At 60.0% G+C, this 18005-nt stretch carries 23 protein-coding genes; 12 read left to right on the top strand and 11 right to left on the bottom strand.

Going from position 1 to position 18005, the window contains the following annotated elements; all coding sequences use genetic code 11:
* Positions 1–16 precede the first annotated feature (16 nt).
* Positions 17–1201, top strand: coding sequence for a M24 family metallopeptidase (locus K0B93_RS06825; RefSeq protein WP_219866490.1), 1185 nt, complete (start codon positions 17–19; stop codon positions 1199–1201).
* On the opposite strand, the gene K0B93_RS06820 is transcribed toward K0B93_RS06825, so the two are convergent.
* Both K0B93_RS06820 and K0B93_RS06815 read right to left on the bottom strand, forming a co-directional pair.
* Positions 1188–2090: a succinyl-CoA synthetase subunit beta gene (locus K0B93_RS06820; protein WP_228743322.1), complete on the bottom strand. Its 903-nt coding sequence runs from the start codon at positions 2088–2090 to the stop codon at positions 1188–1190. The genes K0B93_RS06825 and K0B93_RS06820 overlap by 14 nt on opposite strands.
* Before the next feature lie 47 nt (positions 2091–2137).
* Positions 2138–2416, bottom strand: a complete 279-nt coding sequence (locus K0B93_RS06815) for a peptidylprolyl isomerase (RefSeq protein ID WP_091987063.1) — start codon at positions 2414–2416, stop codon at positions 2138–2140.
* Positions 2417–2611: 195 nt separating this feature from the next.
* On the opposite strand from K0B93_RS06815, the gene K0B93_RS06810 reads away from it, so the two are divergent.
* The 4 genes from K0B93_RS06810 to K0B93_RS06795 all read left to right on the top strand — a co-directional run bounded on the left by K0B93_RS06810 (position 2612) and on the right by K0B93_RS06795 (position 6570).
* Complete coding sequence (locus tag K0B93_RS06810) at positions 2612–4198, top strand: ABC-F family ATPase (protein ID WP_219866489.1); 1587 nt, start codon at positions 2612–2614, stop codon at positions 4196–4198.
* Positions 4199–4283: 85 nt separating this feature from the next.
* On the top strand, positions 4284–4847 hold the full coding sequence (locus tag K0B93_RS06805) for a DUF1415 domain-containing protein (protein WP_219866488.1): 564 nt from the start codon (positions 4284–4286) through the stop codon (positions 4845–4847).
* A gap of 72 nt (positions 4848–4919) precedes the next feature.
* Positions 4920–5651, top strand: a complete 732-nt coding sequence (locus tag K0B93_RS06800) for a spermidine synthase (protein WP_219866487.1) — start codon at positions 4920–4922, stop codon at positions 5649–5651.
* Positions 5652–5667: 16 nt separating this feature from the next.
* The gene (locus tag K0B93_RS06795) at positions 5668–6570 is read left to right on the top strand and encodes an NAD-dependent protein deacetylase (protein ID WP_219866486.1); all 903 of its coding nucleotides are present in this window, start codon (positions 5668–5670) and stop codon (positions 6568–6570) included.
* A gap of 2 nt (positions 6571–6572) precedes the next feature.
* Here the strand turns inward: K0B93_RS06795 and K0B93_RS06790 are convergent, their stop codons facing one another.
* The 4 genes from K0B93_RS06790 to K0B93_RS06780 all read right to left on the bottom strand — a co-directional run bounded on the left by K0B93_RS06790 (position 6573) and on the right by K0B93_RS06780 (position 9786).
* Positions 6573–6830 (bottom strand): metal-dependent hydrolase, encoded by a 258-nt coding sequence (locus tag K0B93_RS06790; protein ID WP_267460726.1) that lies wholly within the window; start codon positions 6828–6830, stop codon positions 6573–6575.
* Entirely contained in the window at positions 6830–7039 is a 210-nt protein-coding gene (locus tag K0B93_RS19335; RefSeq protein WP_267460725.1) for a metal-dependent hydrolase, read from the bottom strand. Before K0B93_RS19335 ends, K0B93_RS06790 begins: the two co-directional genes overlap by 1 nt.
* 150 nt (positions 7040–7189) lie before the next feature.
* Entirely contained in the window at positions 7190–8602 is a 1413-nt protein-coding gene (locus K0B93_RS06785) for a sodium-dependent transporter (RefSeq protein ID WP_219866485.1), read from the bottom strand.
* A gap of 83 nt (positions 8603–8685) precedes the next feature.
* Positions 8686–9786, bottom strand: coding sequence for a Leu/Phe/Val dehydrogenase (locus K0B93_RS06780; RefSeq protein WP_219866484.1), 1101 nt, complete (start codon positions 9784–9786; stop codon positions 8686–8688).
* Here K0B93_RS06780 and K0B93_RS06775 point away from each other — a divergent pair.
* The 4 genes from K0B93_RS06775 (at position 9785) to K0B93_RS06760 (ending at position 12198) form a co-directional block, all read left to right on the top strand.
* Complete coding sequence (locus tag K0B93_RS06775; RefSeq protein ID WP_219866483.1) at positions 9785–10099, top strand: hypothetical protein; 315 nt, start codon at positions 9785–9787, stop codon at positions 10097–10099. The genes K0B93_RS06780 and K0B93_RS06775 overlap by 2 nt on opposite strands.
* A gap of 380 nt (positions 10100–10479) precedes the next feature.
* Positions 10480–11022, top strand: coding sequence for a hypothetical protein (locus K0B93_RS06770; RefSeq protein ID WP_219866482.1), 543 nt, complete (start codon positions 10480–10482; stop codon positions 11020–11022).
* 130 nt (positions 11023–11152) lie between these two features.
* Positions 11153–11890 (top strand): AzlC family ABC transporter permease, encoded by a 738-nt coding sequence (locus tag K0B93_RS06765; RefSeq protein ID WP_219866481.1) that lies wholly within the window; start codon positions 11153–11155, stop codon positions 11888–11890.
* Positions 11887–12198, top strand: coding sequence for an AzlD family protein (locus K0B93_RS06760; protein WP_219866480.1), 312 nt, complete (start codon positions 11887–11889; stop codon positions 12196–12198). Before K0B93_RS06765 ends, K0B93_RS06760 begins: the two co-directional genes overlap by 4 nt.
* An 18-nt stretch (positions 12199–12216) precedes the next feature.
* On the opposite strand, the gene K0B93_RS06755 is transcribed toward K0B93_RS06760, so the two are convergent.
* The gene (locus tag K0B93_RS06755) at positions 12217–12987 is read right to left on the bottom strand and encodes a DUF3750 domain-containing protein (RefSeq protein WP_219866479.1); all 771 of its coding nucleotides are present in this window, start codon (positions 12985–12987) and stop codon (positions 12217–12219) included.
* A 150-nt stretch (positions 12988–13137) separates the two neighbouring features.
* Here K0B93_RS06755 and K0B93_RS06750 point away from each other — a divergent pair, with 150 nt between their 5' ends.
* Positions 13138–13353: a dodecin gene (locus K0B93_RS06750; RefSeq protein WP_219866478.1), complete on the top strand. Its 216-nt coding sequence runs from the start codon at positions 13138–13140 to the stop codon at positions 13351–13353.
* Here the strand turns inward: K0B93_RS06750 and K0B93_RS06745 are convergent.
* From K0B93_RS06745 to K0B93_RS06735, 3 genes are read right to left on the bottom strand one after another with little or no spacing between them, the layout of a single operon-like run.
* Entirely contained in the window at positions 13340–14011 is a 672-nt protein-coding gene (locus K0B93_RS06745) for a hypothetical protein (RefSeq protein WP_219866477.1), read from the bottom strand. The two genes, K0B93_RS06750 and K0B93_RS06745, sit on opposite strands and share 14 nt — an antisense overlap.
* Before the next feature lie 50 nt (positions 14012–14061).
* Positions 14062–15240 (bottom strand): GNAT family N-acetyltransferase, encoded by a 1179-nt coding sequence (locus tag K0B93_RS06740; protein WP_219866476.1) that lies wholly within the window; start codon positions 15238–15240, stop codon positions 14062–14064.
* A 57-nt stretch (positions 15241–15297) separates the two neighbouring features.
* Positions 15298–15657: a hypothetical protein gene (locus tag K0B93_RS06735; RefSeq protein ID WP_219866475.1), complete on the bottom strand. Its 360-nt coding sequence runs from the start codon at positions 15655–15657 to the stop codon at positions 15298–15300.
* A gap of 179 nt (positions 15658–15836) precedes the next feature.
* Between K0B93_RS06735 and K0B93_RS06730 the strand changes: the two genes are divergently transcribed.
* Positions 15837–16523, top strand: a complete 687-nt coding sequence (locus K0B93_RS06730) for a response regulator transcription factor (RefSeq protein ID WP_219866474.1) — start codon at positions 15837–15839, stop codon at positions 16521–16523.
* Positions 16520–17836 carry a sensor histidine kinase gene (locus tag K0B93_RS06725; protein ID WP_219866473.1) on the top strand — a complete coding sequence of 439 codons (1317 nt, stop codon included), beginning with the start codon at positions 16520–16522 and terminating at the stop codon, positions 17834–17836. The genes K0B93_RS06730 and K0B93_RS06725 overlap by 4 nt, the downstream gene beginning before the upstream one ends.
* Here K0B93_RS06725 and K0B93_RS06720 read toward each other — a convergent pair.
* Positions 17795–18004, bottom strand: coding sequence for a hypothetical protein (locus K0B93_RS06720; RefSeq protein ID WP_219866472.1), 210 nt, complete (start codon positions 18002–18004; stop codon positions 17795–17797). The two genes, K0B93_RS06725 and K0B93_RS06720, sit on opposite strands and share 42 nt — an antisense overlap.
* Position 18005 lies beyond the last annotated feature (1 nt).

Below are 18005 nucleotides of genomic sequence, written 5' to 3'. Positions count from 1 at the left end.
CTAAGGAGTTGCTCCCATGGATTTCAATGCCTATCAGAAAGCATTGTCGCTTCAATCGCGAGGCTCCGAGTGTCCTTTCCCGCCTGGGGAGTACGATCAGAGACTGTCTCGCGTCCGCAATCGGATGGAAGCCGAGGACATAGACGCGCTGCTTTTAACCGACTGCTCTGACATTTTTTACCTGACCGGCTACAGCACCTTTGAGGTGTCCGTGCATGTTGCTCTGGTGGTCACCGCCTCGTCTCTGCTGCTCCAGGTCCCGTCCATCGAGATGGGCCCGGCTATGGTGACAACCCGTGTCCGGGAGGTGTCGGGTTATCGCTGGGAGGGCATCGGTGAAGTTCTGGGGCCGCTGATTGATGCCTTGAATGACTCGGCTGATACGGTCGGGATCGACGCCTGGCACGGTTCTCTCCGCCAGGGGGTGCTTGAAGGCCTGAAAGCCAGGTTGCCGGGGGTTCGCTTCGTTGACGCCGGGGGACTGGTCAAGAAGGTGCGACTGGTTAAGTCCGAGGCGGAGATTGGTTTCCTGCGCCACAGCGCGAGTATCACCGCCGAAGGCCTGAGAGCGGCCGTGGCTGCGGTACGCCCGGGCATGACCGACAATGACGTTGCCGCTGTCGGCGCCAAGGCGCTGCTGGAGGCGGGCAGCGAGTTCATGAGTATGCAGCCGATTGTGACCACCGGGGTGCGCAGCAGTGTGATCCACACCAACCACAAACGCTGCCGCATCGAGCCGGACGAACCGGTCTTCCTGGAGTTCGGTTCCGCCTGGCATCGCTACACTGCGCCGATGATGCAAACCGTAGTGGCGGGTAGTCCTTCGGCTGACATGCGGCGGGTGTTCGACGGCTGCCGCCGCGTGGTGGATGCCCTTCTGGCTGCAGTGCGCCCCGGCACTACCTTTGATTCGGCGGCCCAGTCGGCGGAAAAGGCCCTGGCGCCATTGGCGGGCATGGTGTTCTTTTCGGGCGTGTTCGGCTATACCGTTGGCGCCCAGTTTCCGCCATCGTGGGTGGAAGGTTCCGGTTTCATTGCCCGGGGTGGGAATACCGAGTTCAGGCCGGGCATGGTGTTTCACCTGCCCATTTGTCTGAGGGTGCCGGGGCAGTGGGGCATTGGCTGCAGTGAGACGGTTCTGGTGACCAATACGGGAGCGGAGCCGATTACCGCCAACCCCTGGTCGCTCAATCCAGTCTGAGGTCCAGCAGGTAGATGGTTCTGAGTGCTGGGAGGCGGCTGGCGAACAGGGTGAGCCGATGGATGCGGCTCATGTCCATGGTGCGGTCCTTCGGCGCGTTCCGGATGTCCTCCAGAGCCAGAGTGAAGGTGTTAAGGCCCGGTGTCAGCGTGAACGAGGTGTTGTAGCGGTCGTTGTGGGCGTTATCGCCGTGCTCGTGTTTCAGGTCGTTGATGCGGAGCGTCATGGGCAGGGGGCTCGGGTCTGGATTGAACAGGCTGATGTTCAACCGGTCATACTCGCGCCAGTCGGCCGGGAGGTTCACCAGGGACGCGCCGGAGTACAGGTCTGTGTCCAGCTCAATCCGGAGGCTTCGGCCATGATCCCGGACTGGGTGAGGCGAAGGGGCCAGGTCGCCGTGCCAGAAGGCTGAGGGGTCCTCGTGTTCAAAGTCATACAGCTTCGGCAACAGGTGGCTCACCTCGAACTGCCGGGCCGCCACCATGCCCGTGGACCCCAGTTCGACCATCACGAACAGGGTACTCGCCACGGCCAGACCGATCATCAAAGCATTGGGCCTGACCCTGCCCGCGATCAGCGGGTGCCACGCCAGAATCAGCCAGACGCCGATCAGATTGCGCAGGATGTCGTGCCAGTCCGCCTCCCGATCCAGCTGAGACTGCGCGGCTTCAATCAGTGTGCCGACGACGACCATGATCGCGGTCGCAGCCAGCCAGAGTCGCCAGCCTTCGAGCCACCGCCACGGGCGGAGCGTCAGGGTCAGCAGGGCGAAGAATACGATATGGCCCAGATTCCATACCGAGGTGCTCAGCGGGCCGGGTAGCCAGTCGGGACTGCCAATAAAAAGCAGTGGCGCCATGACAAGAACGCCCGCAGAGGCCAACGTCATCAGACGCTTTCCTTTGTGGGCGTTCCTGGGGGAAGGGCCGAAACCCATCAGCTGCGGCTGGTAACTTCCAGCAGGTGGTAGCCGAACTGGGTCTTGATCGGGCCAATCACGGTGTTCAGTTCGCTGTTGAACACAGCCTTGTCGAACTCGGGGACCATCTGGCCCGGGCCAAACGCACCCAGGTCGCCGCCATTGCGGCCTGACGGACAGGATGAGTGCTGCTTCGCGACTTCCGCGAAATCCTGGCCACCTTCAATGGCTTTCTTCAGTTCTTCACACTTCGCTTCGCTGTCTACCAGAATGTGGCGGGCTGTTGCCTGTGCCATGCTCGGTCTCCTCTTGGGGTGAATGAAAACAACAGAACCGGAATGCTGCCCGTACCCACGTTCTGAGGCAAGCGCTTTTTATCCGTGTTTCTGCGGTCTCACGGTCGGGACTCCAAACCTGTACAATGCCGGCTTTCTCTCGCCGGTGCCAGGGTGCCCGTACCCCGCCGGCCCTCACGTGTATAGGTTTCTTTCTTGATCTCCACCGCCAATATCACCATGCAGTTCGGGGCCAGGCCCCTGTTCGAAAACGTTTCCGCCAAGTTCGGCAATGGCAACCGCTACGGCCTGATCGGCGCCAACGGCTGCGGAAAATCCACGCTGATGAAGATTCTCGGTGGCGATCTCGAACCCTCTGCCGGCCAGGTCATGCTGGAGCCGAACGTCCGGCTGGGTAAACTGCGCCAGGACCAGTTCGCCTACGAGGACTGCACGGTGATGGATACCGTGATCATGGGCCACGAAGAACTCTGGCAGGTGAAGAAGGAGCGGGACCGGATCTATTCCCAGGCCGAGATGAGCGAGGCAGACGGCATGGCCGTGGCGGATTTGGAAGTCCAGTTCGCCGAGATGGACGGTTACACCGCCGAGGCCCGTGCCGGGGAGCTGTTGCTGGGGCTGGAAATCCCACTGGAGGACCATAACGGACCGATGAGTGCGCTGGCGCCGGGCTGGAAGCTGAGGGTATTGCTGGCTCAGGCCCTGTTCTCCGATCCGGACGTGCTGTTGCTCGACGAGCCCACCAACCATCTGGATATCAACACCATCCGTTGGTTGGAAAACATCCTGGTTGCCCGCAACAGCACCATGATCATTATTTCTCACGACCGCCACTTCCTGAACAGTGTGTGCACCCACATGGCGGATTTGGACTACGGCGAGCTGCGCCTGTTCCCGGGCAACTACGACGAGTACATGACCGCGGCCACCCAGGCCCGCGAGCGCATGCAGGCCGACAACGCCAAGAAGAAGGCTCAGATTGCCGAACTGCAGCAGTTCGTCAGCCGCTTCTCTGCGAACGCTTCAAAAGCCAAACAGGCCACCTCCCGGGCCCGTCAGATCGACAAGATCCAGCTGGAAGAGGTCAAGCCGTCCAGCCGGGTGAGTCCGTTCATCCGTTTCGAGCAGGGCAAGAAACTGCACCGTCAGGCCGTTACGCTCAGGGATCTGACCAAGGGTTTCGATGGCCAGCCCCTGTTCAACAAACTGAACCTGCAGGTCGAGGCCGGCGAGCGCGTGGCCATCATTGGGCCCAACGGTATCGGCAAAACCACGCTGCTTCAGTGCATGGCCGGCGCCTATGAGCTCGACGGCGGCGAAGTTAAGTGGACCGACAGTGCCGAGGTCGGCTACTTCGCTCAGGACCACACCGCCGATTTCGCCGCCGACGACACCCTGACTGACTGGATGGCCCAGTGGACCACCGGCGGCGAGCAACTGGTGCGGGGCACCCTCGGCCGTATGTTGTTTTCCGGCGACGACATCGGAAAATCGGTAAAGGTGATTTCGGGTGGTGAGCAGGGACGTATGCTCTTTGGCAAGCTTATCCTGCAAAAGCCCAACGTCATGCTGATGGATGAGCCCACCAACCACCTGGACATGGAATCCATCGAGGCGTTGAACCTGGCGCTGGAGAACTACCCCGGCACACTGATCTTTGTCAGTCATGATCGGGAGTTTGTTTCTTCGCTGGCGACGCGCATTATCGAACTGAGTGCGGACGGGGTGACGGATTTCAGTGGCTCCTACGATGATTATCTTCGGAGTCAGGGTTACCTTTGATCAATTTGCGATGGGGCTTGGGCAGCTCTTCCCGGCCGCCCGATCAAAACTTTGCGCGGCCCTCACATTTTAAAGAGAGACCAGCATGGAAGAGACAGACGTCATAAACGCAACACGGAAATGGGTCGAGGACGTAGTCGTTGGTTACAACCTCTGCCCATTTGCGAAGCGGGAGTTGGTTCGGGATCGGGTACGGTTCGCCGTCTCTGACGCTGCCGATGAAGATGCCCTGCTGCAGGCGCTTCATTCCGAACTCCAGCGCCTCAACGATGAGCCTGAGGTCGAAACCACGGTACTGATCCATCCGGGTGTATTGCAGGACTTCGCAGCCTACAATGAGTTTCTGGATGCCGCTGATGGTTTGCTGGCGTATCTGGAGATGGAAGGCATTTACCAGATTGCGAGTTTCCATCCGGACTATCAGTTCGAAGGCACGGAGCCGGATTCGGCGGAGAACTACACCAACCGGTCGCCGTACCCGATGCTTCACCTGTTACGGGAAGCCAGTCTGGAAGCCGCGATTGACAGCTATCCTGACGTAAATGGTATCCCGGATAGAAACATTGAACTGATGGAACAGCTCGGGGCAGACAAGATGCGGAAAACTCTCGCCAATTGCCTGAAAGACTCCAGGGTTGCCGGGGAGTAAAAAGGGGGCTCTGCCTGCGATAGCACGGAGCCGAAACAGGCCAGCCAAGAACTCAGACAAAGAGGCAAACCCTTGGGACTTCTTTTCGAACAGATCGACAGCCAACCCTCCGAAATCGGTGAGATTACCCTCCGTCGCCGACGGATTCCGGCGATCGGCGACCGGGATATCTTCGAGGTCAAGCTCGGCGAAGAATTCCTGATGTCGAGCATGTTCGTGGATGCTGAGGTCGCCCTGTCAGACCTTGGCCTGAACGAAACCGAAGGCGATGACCTCAGCGTGGTCGTTGGCGGCCTGGGCCTCGGCTACACAGCGGTGGCGGCGCTCAAACACGAGCGGGTGGGGGAACTGCTGATCGTCGAATACCTGGAGCCGGTCATCCGCTGGCACCAGCAGGAACTGGTACCCCTGGGCAAGGACATTAACGCCGACGCCCGCAGCCGCTACGTCCACGGTAGCTTCTTCGACCTCGCCATTGGCGAGCCGGATATCGGGGGATTCGACCCCGAATCGCCCGGCAAGACCTTCGATGCCATCCTGCTCGACATCGACCACTCACCCAGGGCTCTGCTGCACGATTCCAACGCCAGCTTCTACACCGCCGAAAACATCGGTCGGATGGCCGGACAGCTGAAGCCACGTGGAATCTTTGCCATGTGGTCAAATGAAGGCGAAGATGACGAGTTCATGACGGTGTTGCGTGAGGTGTTTACCGATGTCGCCTGCCATGTTGTAACCTTCTTCAATCCGTTCCAGAACAGGGAGTCGTTCAACACCGTGTATGTAGCCCGAAAACCGGGCTGAACTATCCGGAGTTTGTATGCCTGTAATGCGCCACCGAACCCGCCCCTTCAGCTCCAGTTACCGCTTGCCGGCGTCTGATGAAGCACCGGTTCGGCACGAACCGGTGCACGCCGGCCACCTGCTGGCGGATTTTATCCGGAAGCACCCGCGGCTGCTGATCCTCACGGGGGCGGGTGTGAGCACAGACTCGGGTATTCCGGATTATCGGGATGGCGAGGGTGCCTGGAAGCGCAAACAGCCGGTTCAGCACCAGGCCTTCATGGACAGCTACGAAACCCGGCAGCGTTACTGGGGACGAAGCCTGATTGGCTGGCCGGTGATGCGCAATGCCACCCCGAACCCCTCACACCACCATATCTCCGACCTGGAGCTGCTCAACCACAGCAGTCTGGTGGTCACCCAGAATGTGGACCGGTTGCACCAGAAAGCAGGTACCCGAGCCGTGACGGATTTGCATGGCCGCGCCGACGAAGTCCTCTGCATGAGTTGCGGCTACCGTTGTCCCCGGGATGAGGTGCATCATCGCTGTGCCGAGCTGAATCCGGGCTTTGGCCATTACCGCGCTGACACGGCGCCAGACGGTGATGCGGATCTGGAGGTGGACTTCAGTGACTTCCGGCCAGCGGATTGCCCCAAGTGTGCCGGCATTCTGAAACCGGATGTGGTCTTCTTCGGGGATTACGTGCCCAGGGAACGGGTCTACTCCGCGCTGGATGTGCTCAAGGCCAGCGACGGTTTGCTGGTGGTCGGCTCTTCGCTGATGGTGTACTCGGGATTTCGTTTCTGCCGGTATGCGAAAGAGTGGGACAAACCGATTGCCACGCTGAACCTGGGGCGGACCCGGGCCGAGCCGCTGGCGGATCTGAAACTGAATGCGCGGATCGGGGAGACCCTTAAGGCCTCCCTCGACCAACTTTAGGGTTACCGGGATTTGTTGAATCCGAGCAGTTTTCGCCAGCGATTCAGCAAGAACTCCGTGTGGTGGTCCCAGGGATGGAATTCGGGCCTGAAGTATTCCAGATACCCCGGAATGATGGCGGTGAACATGCCATTTGGGCCCCATACGCGGTTCAGGCCTTGCGCCCAGGAACGCAGGTTCAGAAGCTGTTTGTCCTCCCGCATCAACTCTACAATGAAGCTGTGAATGGCAACCATGATCAGCGTCGTGATCAGGGCCATCACCCCATCCGGATGGCGTAATCCACCACGGTTTTGTCATTGAGCTGCTGGTAGGTATCGAAAGCCACCGCCTTGTGTTCATTTTCTTCGATGCAGTGCCACGCCCACAGGGTGCGCATGGACGGGTCGCTGTCGACCCAGTGCCGGGGCACTTCATCGAAGCTGAAGTCCTGACGACGTACGGGAAAAGACGCGGTGACTGCTGACATGGACTACCTCATTGCATGATTGTTCGACGCAGTGAGGTTACGGTAAAGGTGGGGATAATCGCCGGTTATTACGGGCCATAAACCGGTCATCTCTGGCGAGGGACCGGATAAGAAGATCCGGGGGCCGCCTCAGCGGCCCCCGGGAGAGTGTTAAACGAGGTTGTAGATGAACACCGCCGCCACGGCAATGGGGGTGAAGTAGCGGATGGTGATGTACCACAGCTTGAACATCGGCTCGGACAGCGACAGCTCGTTCTCGATGGCCTCCCGGGACATGACCCAGCCGGCGAAGACAGCCACCAGCAGTCCGCCCAGCGGCAACAGGACGTTGGCGGTGAAGAAGTCGAGCAGGTCGAAGATGGTCTTGCCTTCGAACATCGCGATGCTGCCCAGCGGTGCGAAATCGGACCACAGGTTCAGGGACAGGATTGAGGCAATGCCCAGCGCCCAGCATACGAAGCCGGCGCCGAGGGTACTGATGGTGCGGTTCATGCCTTTCTGTTCTTCGAGCCACTCCACGATCGGCTCCAGCAGGGAAATACCGGACGTCCAGGCGGCAAAAATCAACAGTACGAAGAACAGGGTGCCAAACAGACTGCCCATAGGCATCTGACCGAATGCCAGTGGCAGGGTCTGGAAAATCAGGCCAGGTCCTGCGCCCGGCTCCAGGCCGTTGGCAAAGACGATCGGGAAGATGGCCAGACCGGCCAGCAGGGCAACGCCCGTGTCGATCACCGAGACGGCAATGGACGTCTTGGCAATGGAAATGTTCTTTGGCAGGTAAGAACCGTAGGCCATCATCACCGCCATACCCAGGCTCAGGGTGAAGAAGGCGTGGCCGAGTGCCACCAGGATGCCGGAGGTGGTGAGCTTGGAGAAGTCCGGCTGGAACAGGAAGCTGGCCGCACGACCGAACTCGCCGGTCGTCATGGCGTAACCCACCACAATCATCAACAGGACAAACAAACCGGGCATAAGGATGCTCACGGCCCGCTCAAGGCCTGAGCGAACACCCTTGGCAACCACCACCATGACCAACGCCATGAAAACGGTGTGCCAGGTCAGCAGCGTCATTGGATCGCTCAGCAGGCCGGAGAAAATGGCGCCAACTGCCTCTGCGGACTGGCCCACCAACTGACCACTGGCCGCTGTGCCAACATAGGACACCGCCCAGCCACCGATCACGGAATAGAAGGACAGAATCAGGAAACCGGCGAGCACGCCAACAGCGCCCACCATGCGCCAGGCCGGCTTCAGCCGGTCTCGTTCTGCGATCAGTCGCAGGCTGTTGACCGGGCTGCGGCCGCCCCGGCGACCAATAAGCACTTCCGCCATCATGATCGGCAGGCCGACCGCGGCGATGCAGAGAAGATAGACCAGGACAAAAGCGCCACCGCCGTTTTCACCAGTAATGTACGGGAACTTCCAGATGTTGCCGAGACCCACGGCGGAGCCAGTCGCCGCGAGAACGAAGGCAAGGCGCGAGGACCAGAGCCCGCGCTTGGCGTTGGAACCTTCCAGTGCCTCCGAATAGGTGGCACTACCTGATTGTGATACAGACATAACTGTCTCCTGCTTGATACTTGTTTTTGTTGGGGGGGGAGAGGCCGCGCCAGGCACGGCCTCAAAGACACTGGGCCCGGCTGTTACCCGACCCGGGCCAGACGCTCGGGGTTTGCATTGCCCCGGGCCTCGTGTTTGCGGAAACGTTCTTCCGCCAGCTCATTGGCGATGGCGCCCGTCGGACGGCCACTGCGATCAGAGCGGGTAAAGATTTCCGTCAGGGTGTCGCCGATGGCGTCCACATGGGCGCGAACCGTTTCGGGCGTTGCCCCGGTGCGCTCGTAGAACACGTCAATGATGCCACCGGCATTGATGGCGAAGTCCGGGGCATAAAGAATGCCCCGGTCTTTCAGGGCCTGATCGTGGTCCGCGCGTTCGAGCAGGTTGTTGGCTGCTCCGGCTACCACCTTGGCCTTCAGCTGCGGAATACTGTCGTCGTTCAGCACCGCACCCATGGCGCAGGGCGCCACCACGTCCACCGGCAGGTACAGAATGTCCTCAGCGGAGGCGGGCTTGGCACCCAGTTCATCCACGGCGCGTTGCATGTTCTCGGCAAAGATGTCGTACACCCAGAGTTGGGCACCGGCTTCTTTCAGGTGCCTGGCCAGGCGGAAGCCGACATTGCCGATGCCCTGGATGGCGACCTTCAGGCCGCTGAGGTCATCCCGGCCCAGCTTGTGGCGGACGGCGGCTTTCAGGCCGATAAAAGTGCCATAGGCCGTGGCCGGAGATGGATCGCCGTTGCTGGGCTGGCCGTCAAAGCCAATGCGCTCTGCAATGCCGGCGACATGCTGTGTGTGTCGCCCCATAACTTTCAGGTCCGGTACGCTGGTTCCGGAATCCTCGGCGGCAATGTATTGGCCGCCCAGACCCTCCAGATGCTTGCCCATGGCTTCGAGCAGGGCTTCGCTCTTCTCTTTGCGAGGATCACCAATAATGACGGACTTGCCGCCACCCAGGTCCAGGTTGGCAAGTGCTGATTTGTAGGTCATGCCTTTGGACAGGCGCAGTACGTCGCGCAGTGCCTGCTCGTCGGTGGTGTAGGGGAACATCCGGCAACCGCCCAGGGCAGGGCCGCGCGAGGTGTTGTGAATCGCAACAATGGCTTTCAGTCCGGTTTCCGGATCGCAGAAAAAGGACAGGTGCTCGTGGTTATCGAACTCGGGATGGCTGAATACGTTCATGGCGTTTCACCTTTCTTCCTTGGCTGTCGCTACCCTTGTGGGGCCTGCGGTAGCCGATGTTTTGTTGTTAGACCGCGGTAGTCGCGATTGGTTGGTACTCAGGGCGCGCGGTGCGTCCTTCCTGATTGGCTATCACCGTTTCCAGAAATCAGCAGGTGCAGTCAGCCGCAAACGGGGCTGGGGCCTGCGTTGGCTGACCATGGCGGAGCGAAAATCGGGGCCGGGCTGGCCTCTGGAAACGGAAGACGTCGATGGTATTGGGCGGGCACGAATACGCGAGGCGCACTCCCGCCGGGGGGCGTGTTGTGTCTGACATAATGAAATCCTCTCCACCTGGCCGGATCTCGGCATGAGTGGCTGTCTTGTTTTTGTCGTCCGGCTTGTGGCCGGCCTTTTGATTTCAGGTGTCCGCTTTCCTAGAGAGGAATTGCCCTTTTGGGGCCGGACGGAAAATAAATTAGTGACTTTTTACGTTAACGTCAATGCGAAAGGCGCGAACAATTCGGGTGAGCTAAGGCAAACCCCCGCAAGGTTTTGTGCACCGGGCAAAAATTTTTTTATAGGAAATGAATATATCCCGCTTTTCGTTAGCGCGAATCGTTTTCAGTCCCTCGCCGGTGGCCGCTCCGGTGTGGGTTATACTCGGATAAGAAAGCTGTGGCGACCCGCTCTGACTGAGCGAAGGAGAGAGTTATGAAACGGCTTTTCTACCTGGTTGATTCCATCGACAGCGTCGAAAGCATTTCCGATGACCTGCATCAGGAAGGCGTCACCAACTGGCGTTTCCACATCGTCAGCAAGGATGAAGCGGGTCTCTATACTCACCGCCTTCACTCTGCCAGCGTTCTGGACCGGACCGATCTGGCCAGGTTCGTGGAGCGCGGGCTGATTATCGGTGGGTTGTTCGCCCTGTGCTTCGTGTTGCCACTGGCGCTGTGGGGCGGCCTGGACTGGCCGGCGTCCGCTTTTGTTGCCATGGGCGTGTTTATGGTGCTGGCGGGTGGCTGGCTCGGTGGTTTTGGCGGGATCGGAACCGAAAACTACCGGATCCGGCGATTCCACAAGGACATTGAAGCCGGGAAGTACCTGATCATGGTGGATGCGCCGAAAGCGAATGTTGATCAGATGAAAGCACTGATGGCAAAGAACCATCCGGAGGCGGTCCTGCAGGGAGAGGGCAGCAGCTTCAATAATCCTTTCGCAGCGGGCGACGGTCGGGTTCATGTCATTCACTAGGCGGTCCTGGATCGGGTCTCAGGTACTGGCCTCAGAGATGACCTTGCAGATAGGACCTTAGTCTGAGAAAGGCCGCAAACTTCGGTATTCACCTATACGCGATCCGGGGGATCTGCCTTAGCTTCCTCTGATGTCTGTCGCTTCCTATTCTTATACCATTCAGCCGCGAAAAGTCCGTCAGGAGTTTGTCCGGCTTTTTCCCATCTCCCTGTTTGTGGTGGCATTCGGTGCTGCCTTTGGGCTCGCGGCTACCCAGAAAGGCCTGTTGCCGCTGGAAGCACTCCTGATGAGCACGGCGGTGTTTGCCGGTGCTTCGCAGTTTGCGGCGACGGACATGTGGGGCAGTGAGGTTTCGGTCCTGCCACTGATCGCGGTTGTGTTTGCCATCAATTCCCGTCATCTGCTCATGGGCGCGTCGTTGTATCCGATGCTCAAAGACGTTGCTCCGGCGAAACGGTATGGGTTGCTTTTGCTGCTAACGGACGCGAACTGGGCGGTATCTGCCCAGGATTACCAGAATGGCAAACGCAATCTGGAAGTGATTCTGGGCGGAGGCCTGGTGCTCTGGATGGCCTGGCTTGTAGGCACCTGGCTGGGTGTTTACTTCGGCGGACTGCTGCAGAACCCGAAGAGTCTAGGGTTGGATATGGTGCTCGGGTGCTTCCTGCTGGCCATGGCGCTCGGGGGGAAGAAATCGCCGCGGGTGCTGGTTGCCTGGACTGTGGCCGCACTGGCATCCCTGGCGGCGTGGAAGTGGCTGCCACCGAATACTCACGTGGTGGTGGGGGCGCTGGCCGGTGGTGTAATCGGGTACTTCTGGCTGGATAAAAAACCGGTCAGTGCCGCTGCCGAGGGAGAAGCGGCGTGACCATCGAAACCACGACGGCAGGCGTTCTGGCATTGATCGCCATCATGACGATCGTCACCCTGGCGACTCGATTCGGTGGTGTGTTTGTCATGTCGTTCGTACGAATCAGCCCCCGCATCGAGAGTTTCATCAATACCATGGCCAGCTCCGTACTGATCGCCATTGTCGTGCCCATGGCCTTTGCCGGGGACCTCGGGGCCATCGCGGCGCTGTCGGTTACCACCGTCACCATGCTGGCGCTCAGGAAACCCCTGCCCGCGATCGCCGCCGGCATCGCCGCTGCCGGTATCGTCCGCTATCTGATCTGAAATCGGCGCGTGCTCGCGCTAGGGGGCACCGTCTTGCATCGGGTTGGGGTTGCGCAGCGCCAGCTCGCCGATACCGGGCAGTTTGATACCCAGGGCCAGGGGATTAACCCCCAGTGACAGGCCCAGAATGTTCAGCTCCAGTCCTTCCCGGACACCGGCCAGCAGGCCGAAATACCCCCCCAGGGAGAACTGGTAACCGGCGCCGCCGGGTACCTCGGCAACCACGCTGTTACCCAGATAATCCTTGCCAATGGCGTTACTGGGTAAGGCAACCTCGAGGCCGGGGACCTCCCGAATCACCCAGGCGATAAAGGTATTGCTGTTCGGTCCGGGCCAGGCCTCATACTCCGTTGGGTAGGGGTAACGCTCGATCGCCTCGTAGATCGACGGAATCAGCGTCTCGGCCTCGGCCCCGCGAACGTCTGCGTAGAGTTCGGGCCTGGCCCCGTACCAGTGGCGGTCCGGCTCGCCCGGGCGGGAGTTGACCACATAGCTGCGCCACCCGGTAACTTCGTGAACCCGGTACTCGTCGGCCCCCTTCTCCTTGGTGGCAATCCAGGTGTGGACGGCAAAGTAGCCGCGCCAGCTCCAGGCCCGGGCACCGTAAACCTGGATGATGGCGCCTTCATGTTGCTCCGGCCGGGGCGCAATTCCGGCGCTTTCCCGGCTGGCAGTTTGCCAGCTTTCTGCGCCCTGGAGGCTGCTGCTGGTGGCCAGCAGTACCGGCCCTACCAATAACAGGAACAGGCCGGCCAGGGGCCAGGCGGTGTACTTCAGGAGACGCTTCATATCAGGGTTCCGGATAGGTTGGGTGCTTTAATTCTAGTCGGTACGACATGGCCCTGTCGCCGGATCCGTTCTGGACAGTGCGGGTTTGCCGGGGTTCCGCTTGTCTTCTAGGCTCAAGGTAACAGTCATTGAAGAGAGAGGAGTGGCGTTATGACCGATCACCATGTGTACAAAAAAGTCGAAATCGTCGGTTCGTCGCGCAAAAGCATCGAGAACGCCATTGAAAATGCCCTGGAGGAGTGTGGCAAGAGTATCCGCAACATGGAGTGGTTCGAGGTGGTCGAGACCCGCGGCCATATCGTCGATGGCAAGGTCGGCCATTATCAGGTTGTCATGAAGGTGGGATTCCGCATCAAGGATAGCTGACGTTGATAACCCGGTTCCGGATGGCGCCGGCCAGGCGGCTCATCAGGTCCCGGGCTTCGCCGTCGTAAAGGGCGTGACATTTGTCCCGCAACACGCGGCGCTCATGATCGGAGGCGGAGCCGGATACTTCCTTCGACATGTCCAGGTGCTGGCAGGCTGCCAGGTGCGCCTTGATCTCGGTGTCGATCAGCCTGGTCACCAGTTCCTCCACCGATTCGCTGCAGAAAGGCCGGTTCCGGTTCAGCAGGTTGCGTGCTTCCAGTGCGGCGTTTCGTGCTTCCAGCCGAAGGTCGCCCGCTGACTCGCCATTTTCCACAGCTCGAAGAAACATGCCCAGCCGGTCATGTAGGATCCAGAGTTGGGGCCAGATCTGGTCATAGGCGTCTTTCTCGGCTTGGTATTTGGCGGCGCCGGCTTCGGAACCGGAAGAGCCGGGGCGGTCCTGATCCGGGCCGTTGAACTGACCGACGCGAAGTTCATCCACCTCCCGGCCGAGAGAGCCGGTCCGCTGCCGAAGCGTTTCGACCTCCCGGCTGGCGGTCCGTTTGGCACTGGATGCCACCCAGAGGGCAGCGAGGCCGACAAGCAAGGCCAGTGCGGCAATCAGTAGTGGGAAATGGGGGCCGTCGAGAACGCTCAGAAGTGGGTCCGTTTCCATGGGGTTGAATCCCTTTACAAAAACATTGCGTTGGACTTTCAGTATAGAAGCTAATCACCGTTGCGCTGTCGAAATGGCAGAAGGGTAAGGGCCTCCTCGTAATACCCGGCAACATGCTCGGCTTCGTCCTCGGTAAACGCCGCTATGGCCTCCCGGAAACCGGGGTGGCGGATCCCGTGCCAGGAATGGGTGATGACGGGTTCGAATCCCCGTACGAGCTTGTGTTCGCCCTGGGCGCCGGCGTCAAAGTGCGTCAGTCCGAGCTCGATGGCCAACTCAATGCCCTGGTAATAGCAGGTCTCGAAGTGCAGGTGATTGAACTCGTCGAGGCAGCCCCAGTAACGGCCATAGAGCGTATTCGCTCCGTTAAGGAAAAGGGCTCCGGCGATCATTTCCCCGTCCCTGACTGCCATCACAAGATGTAGGTGCTCGGAGAGGTTCTCTCGCACCAGTTCAAAGAACTGCCTGTTCAGGTAGGGGCGTTGGCCGCGTTTCAGGTAGGTGGCCTGGTAAAACACGTAAAAGGCGGAAAGCACGTGATCGGGAATGTCGCGCCCGTGAAACCGCTGAAAGCTGATGCCCTGTTCAGACACCTGGCGTCGTTCCTTGCGGATAGATTTGCGTTTGCGGGAGGTCAGCTGTGCCAGGAAGTCATCGAAGCCGTCATAATTCCGGTTGTGCCAGTGGAACTGGCAACCGGTGCGATGCAGTTCCTGTTCGTGCGTCAGCAGCGCCTGGTCTGCGGCGTCGGGGAACAACAGGTGCCAGGAATGGGCGCCCAGTTGTGGCATCAAGGAATCCAGAAGTTCCGGGACCTGGCCTGGGCCGAGTTTTTGCCGGAGTCCGGGCTCCAGCAGCAGCCGAGGGCCCTGGGATGGTGTAAACGGGATGGCGATCAGGAGCTTGGGGTAATAGGCCAGGCCGTGGCGCTGATAGGCGTCCGCCCAGGCCCAGTCGAATACATACTCGCCCATGGAGTGAGTCTTCAGGTAGGCGGGTGCGATCCCGGCAAGCTCGCCGTTGACCCGGAACACCAGGTGGCTGGGTTGCCATCCGGTTTCCGCCCTGGTGCACCCGGAAAGCTCCAGCGCGTGGAGGAACTCATGGCGCAGAAACGGGTTATTCCTGCCGGCGAGTCGCTCCCAGTCCGACCGGGTAATGTCCGCGATGGACTGGCAGGTTTCGACAGTCAGCGAAACGGAAGGGGAGAGGTGTCCGGGTTCGGGCATGGCTCGGGTGGCTCCTTGAGGATATCCCGATACCATACGCCAAAACCCGGGATCTGATCACTGTGCGACGGGTTCACAGCGTTCCTTCAGCTCCTTCTGCCATTCTGCCCGGCGTTGCTCGTATTTCTCTTGTTTCTCCTGTCGGATCTCTTCCCAGGTTTCGAGCTGCTCTTCGGTCAGTTGCAGGCGCTCGGCCATTTCCGACCAGCGTGCCTCCCGTTTTGCCTGTCGCTCGTCATGCTTGAAGCGCCCCTTGTTCTCACGGAAGTTTTCGCACACTTGTTCCATGTTGGGCTTACCGTGGTAGCCGCTGTGTTTGTCGCCGCCATGATGGTCGGCAAGGGCAAACGGGCTTGCGGCGAGCAGGGCAGATGCCAGAATGCCGGCGGTCACGATGGAGTTCTTGCGTTTGTTCATAACAGGTCCTCAGGTTGCATGCCGAGGGTGCGGCAATGGATGTGATTCGCCGCTATGGTAGCGCCGAACGCTGTCAGCGGATGTCAGTACCGTGTAAAGGTTCTGCAAAGGAATACGCGCCGAATCAGCGGGTTGGCGCATGCGTGTTAGACTCCATTTTGTGCTTACGGAGACAGACAATGCAAAACCGGGTGTTGCTGGTAGAAGACGATGACGAACTGCGGGAATTACTGGCCCGCTACCTGACCAATCAGGGTTTTACGGTCCGCGAAGCGGCCAATGGCCAGGACGGACTGACCCTGGCCCTGGGCCAGGATTGCGATATTGTGGTTCTGGACATCATGTTGCCGGACATAAGTGGGCTGGAGGTGCTGAGGGAGTTGCGTGCGGCGACCCATTTGCCGGTCGTGCTCCTGACGGCCCGTGGCGATGAAACCGATCGGATTGTCGGTTTTGAGGTTGGAGCCGACGACTACATTCCCAAACCCTGTAACCCGAGAGAACTGGTTGCCCGCCTGCAGGCGCTGCTGCGCCGGATAGCCTGGGACCAGAAGACCGATGTGAACGCCGCCAGGGTCTACGGCGATTTACGGGTTGAGCCCGGGCACCGGCGTATTCTCCAACAGGGCGTCGCCCTTGATCTGACCGCCACCGAGTACGAGGTTCTGCAGGTTCTGCTGGCCCATGCCGGTAGCGTGGTGCGCAAAACTGACCTGATGCAGTGGGCGCTCGGGCGGCGGCTCGAGGCCTACGACCGCACCCTGGATATGCACATCAGCAATCTGCGCCGCAAACTGGGCAACGAAGATCCGCCACGCATCGAAACGGTCAGGGGGCTGGGATACAGCTATCGGGTGCCCGTGTGAGCCGTCGCCTGATGTTTCCACTGTTCTGGCGGATCTTCCTGTCAATCTGGCTGGCGATGGCGGTCACCGTGGTAGCCAGCAACCTGGCAACCCGTACGCTGCTGGATCGGGAACGGCAGGCGATAGAGCGCCAGGTTGGTCTGAGGGATCTGGGGCTGGAGGCTATCAGGGTTCGTGAAACCGAGGGACGTGGCGATGCCTGGCGCTTTCTGCGCGAACAGGGGAAACGGCTGGAACTGCGCCTGATCCTGATTGAGCTGGACGACGACAAGCGTTTGCCGTCGTCCATCCGAGAGCGGATGAAGTCCGGGTGGTACCCCCAGAAACCCGCGGTGATAGACGTGGCTGATGGTTACCAGCTCGTCGCCTGGCCCCGGGTAAACGGTGAGGGTTGGCTGGATCCGAAGTTTTTCCGCGTCATCGAGATGGGACTGGCTTTCGTGCTGATTACCCTCGCGTGCTTTTGGATTGCCCGTTTCGTTTCACGGCCGCTGAAGCACATGGAAAGTACGGCTCAGCGGATTGCCGGTGGCAACACGGAACTGCGGGTGAGCGAGGACATCGCTCGCCGACGGGATGAGGTCGGCCAGCTTGCGACTGCCTTCAATGCCATGACCGAACGCCTGTGCGGCCTGCTTGAGCGACAGAAACACCTGTTGCGGGATATTTCCCATGATCTGAGGACGCCGCTAACCCGACAGCGTATTGCCATTGAGCTGGCCAGTGATGGCGGTGCCGACGAGCAGCTGGTCGCCAGTATTCTGCGCCAGAACGAGCGTCTGGAAGCCATGACATCGCAGATACTGACGCTGTACCGGGTCGCTGAACAGGGGGGTGATATCGAACGTGAGTCCGTAAAACCGGTCAAACTGCTCAATCAGGTACTGCGAGATGCTGCGGATTACGCCGATCACCAGGGTGTGGAATGCAGGCTGTCGGCGACAGACGAGACGGCCAAGGCATCGGTATTGGGAGATGCTGGCCTAATGCAGCGGGCCTTTGACAACATCCTGCAGAACGCTCTGGATCACACACCACCGGGTAAACGGGTGCAGGTCAGGGCGTCGGTTGCTGATGGTCAGGTGACCGTCGATATTGAGGACGAAGGGGCGGGCGTGCCGGCCGAGTTGTTGCCACATCTATTCGAGCCGTTTTTCCGGGCTGACAAATCCCGCGGCGGCAAGGGCTGGGGGCTGGGGCTTGCGATTGCACGGGATATCGTGACGGCCCATGATGGCGAGATCAGAGCGGCAGCAGGTGAGTCTGGTGGGTTACGAGTGACGGTGCGGGTGCCGGTGTTTACCGCCGGTTGAGCGCGGTGGCTCTTGGGCGTCGTCATCGGTGGGCCTGAGATCCGCTGCGCCGGAGAAGTCGATGCCCTCTTGCAACTCGTCTTCCTCGAAGCGTATGCCGCAGGCGGCTTTCCGGAGTTTTGCAGGCTCTGCGGTTCCGGGACTGTTAGGCTTGTTTTCCTCGGACATA

The sequence above is a fragment of the Marinobacter sp. F4218 genome, from assembly GCF_019443085.1.
GTDB lineage: Bacteria > Pseudomonadota > Gammaproteobacteria > Pseudomonadales > Oleiphilaceae > Marinobacter > Marinobacter albus.
The sequence above is the reverse complement of the archived record's forward strand: the minus strand, read 5'-3'. Positions and strand labels throughout refer to the sequence as shown.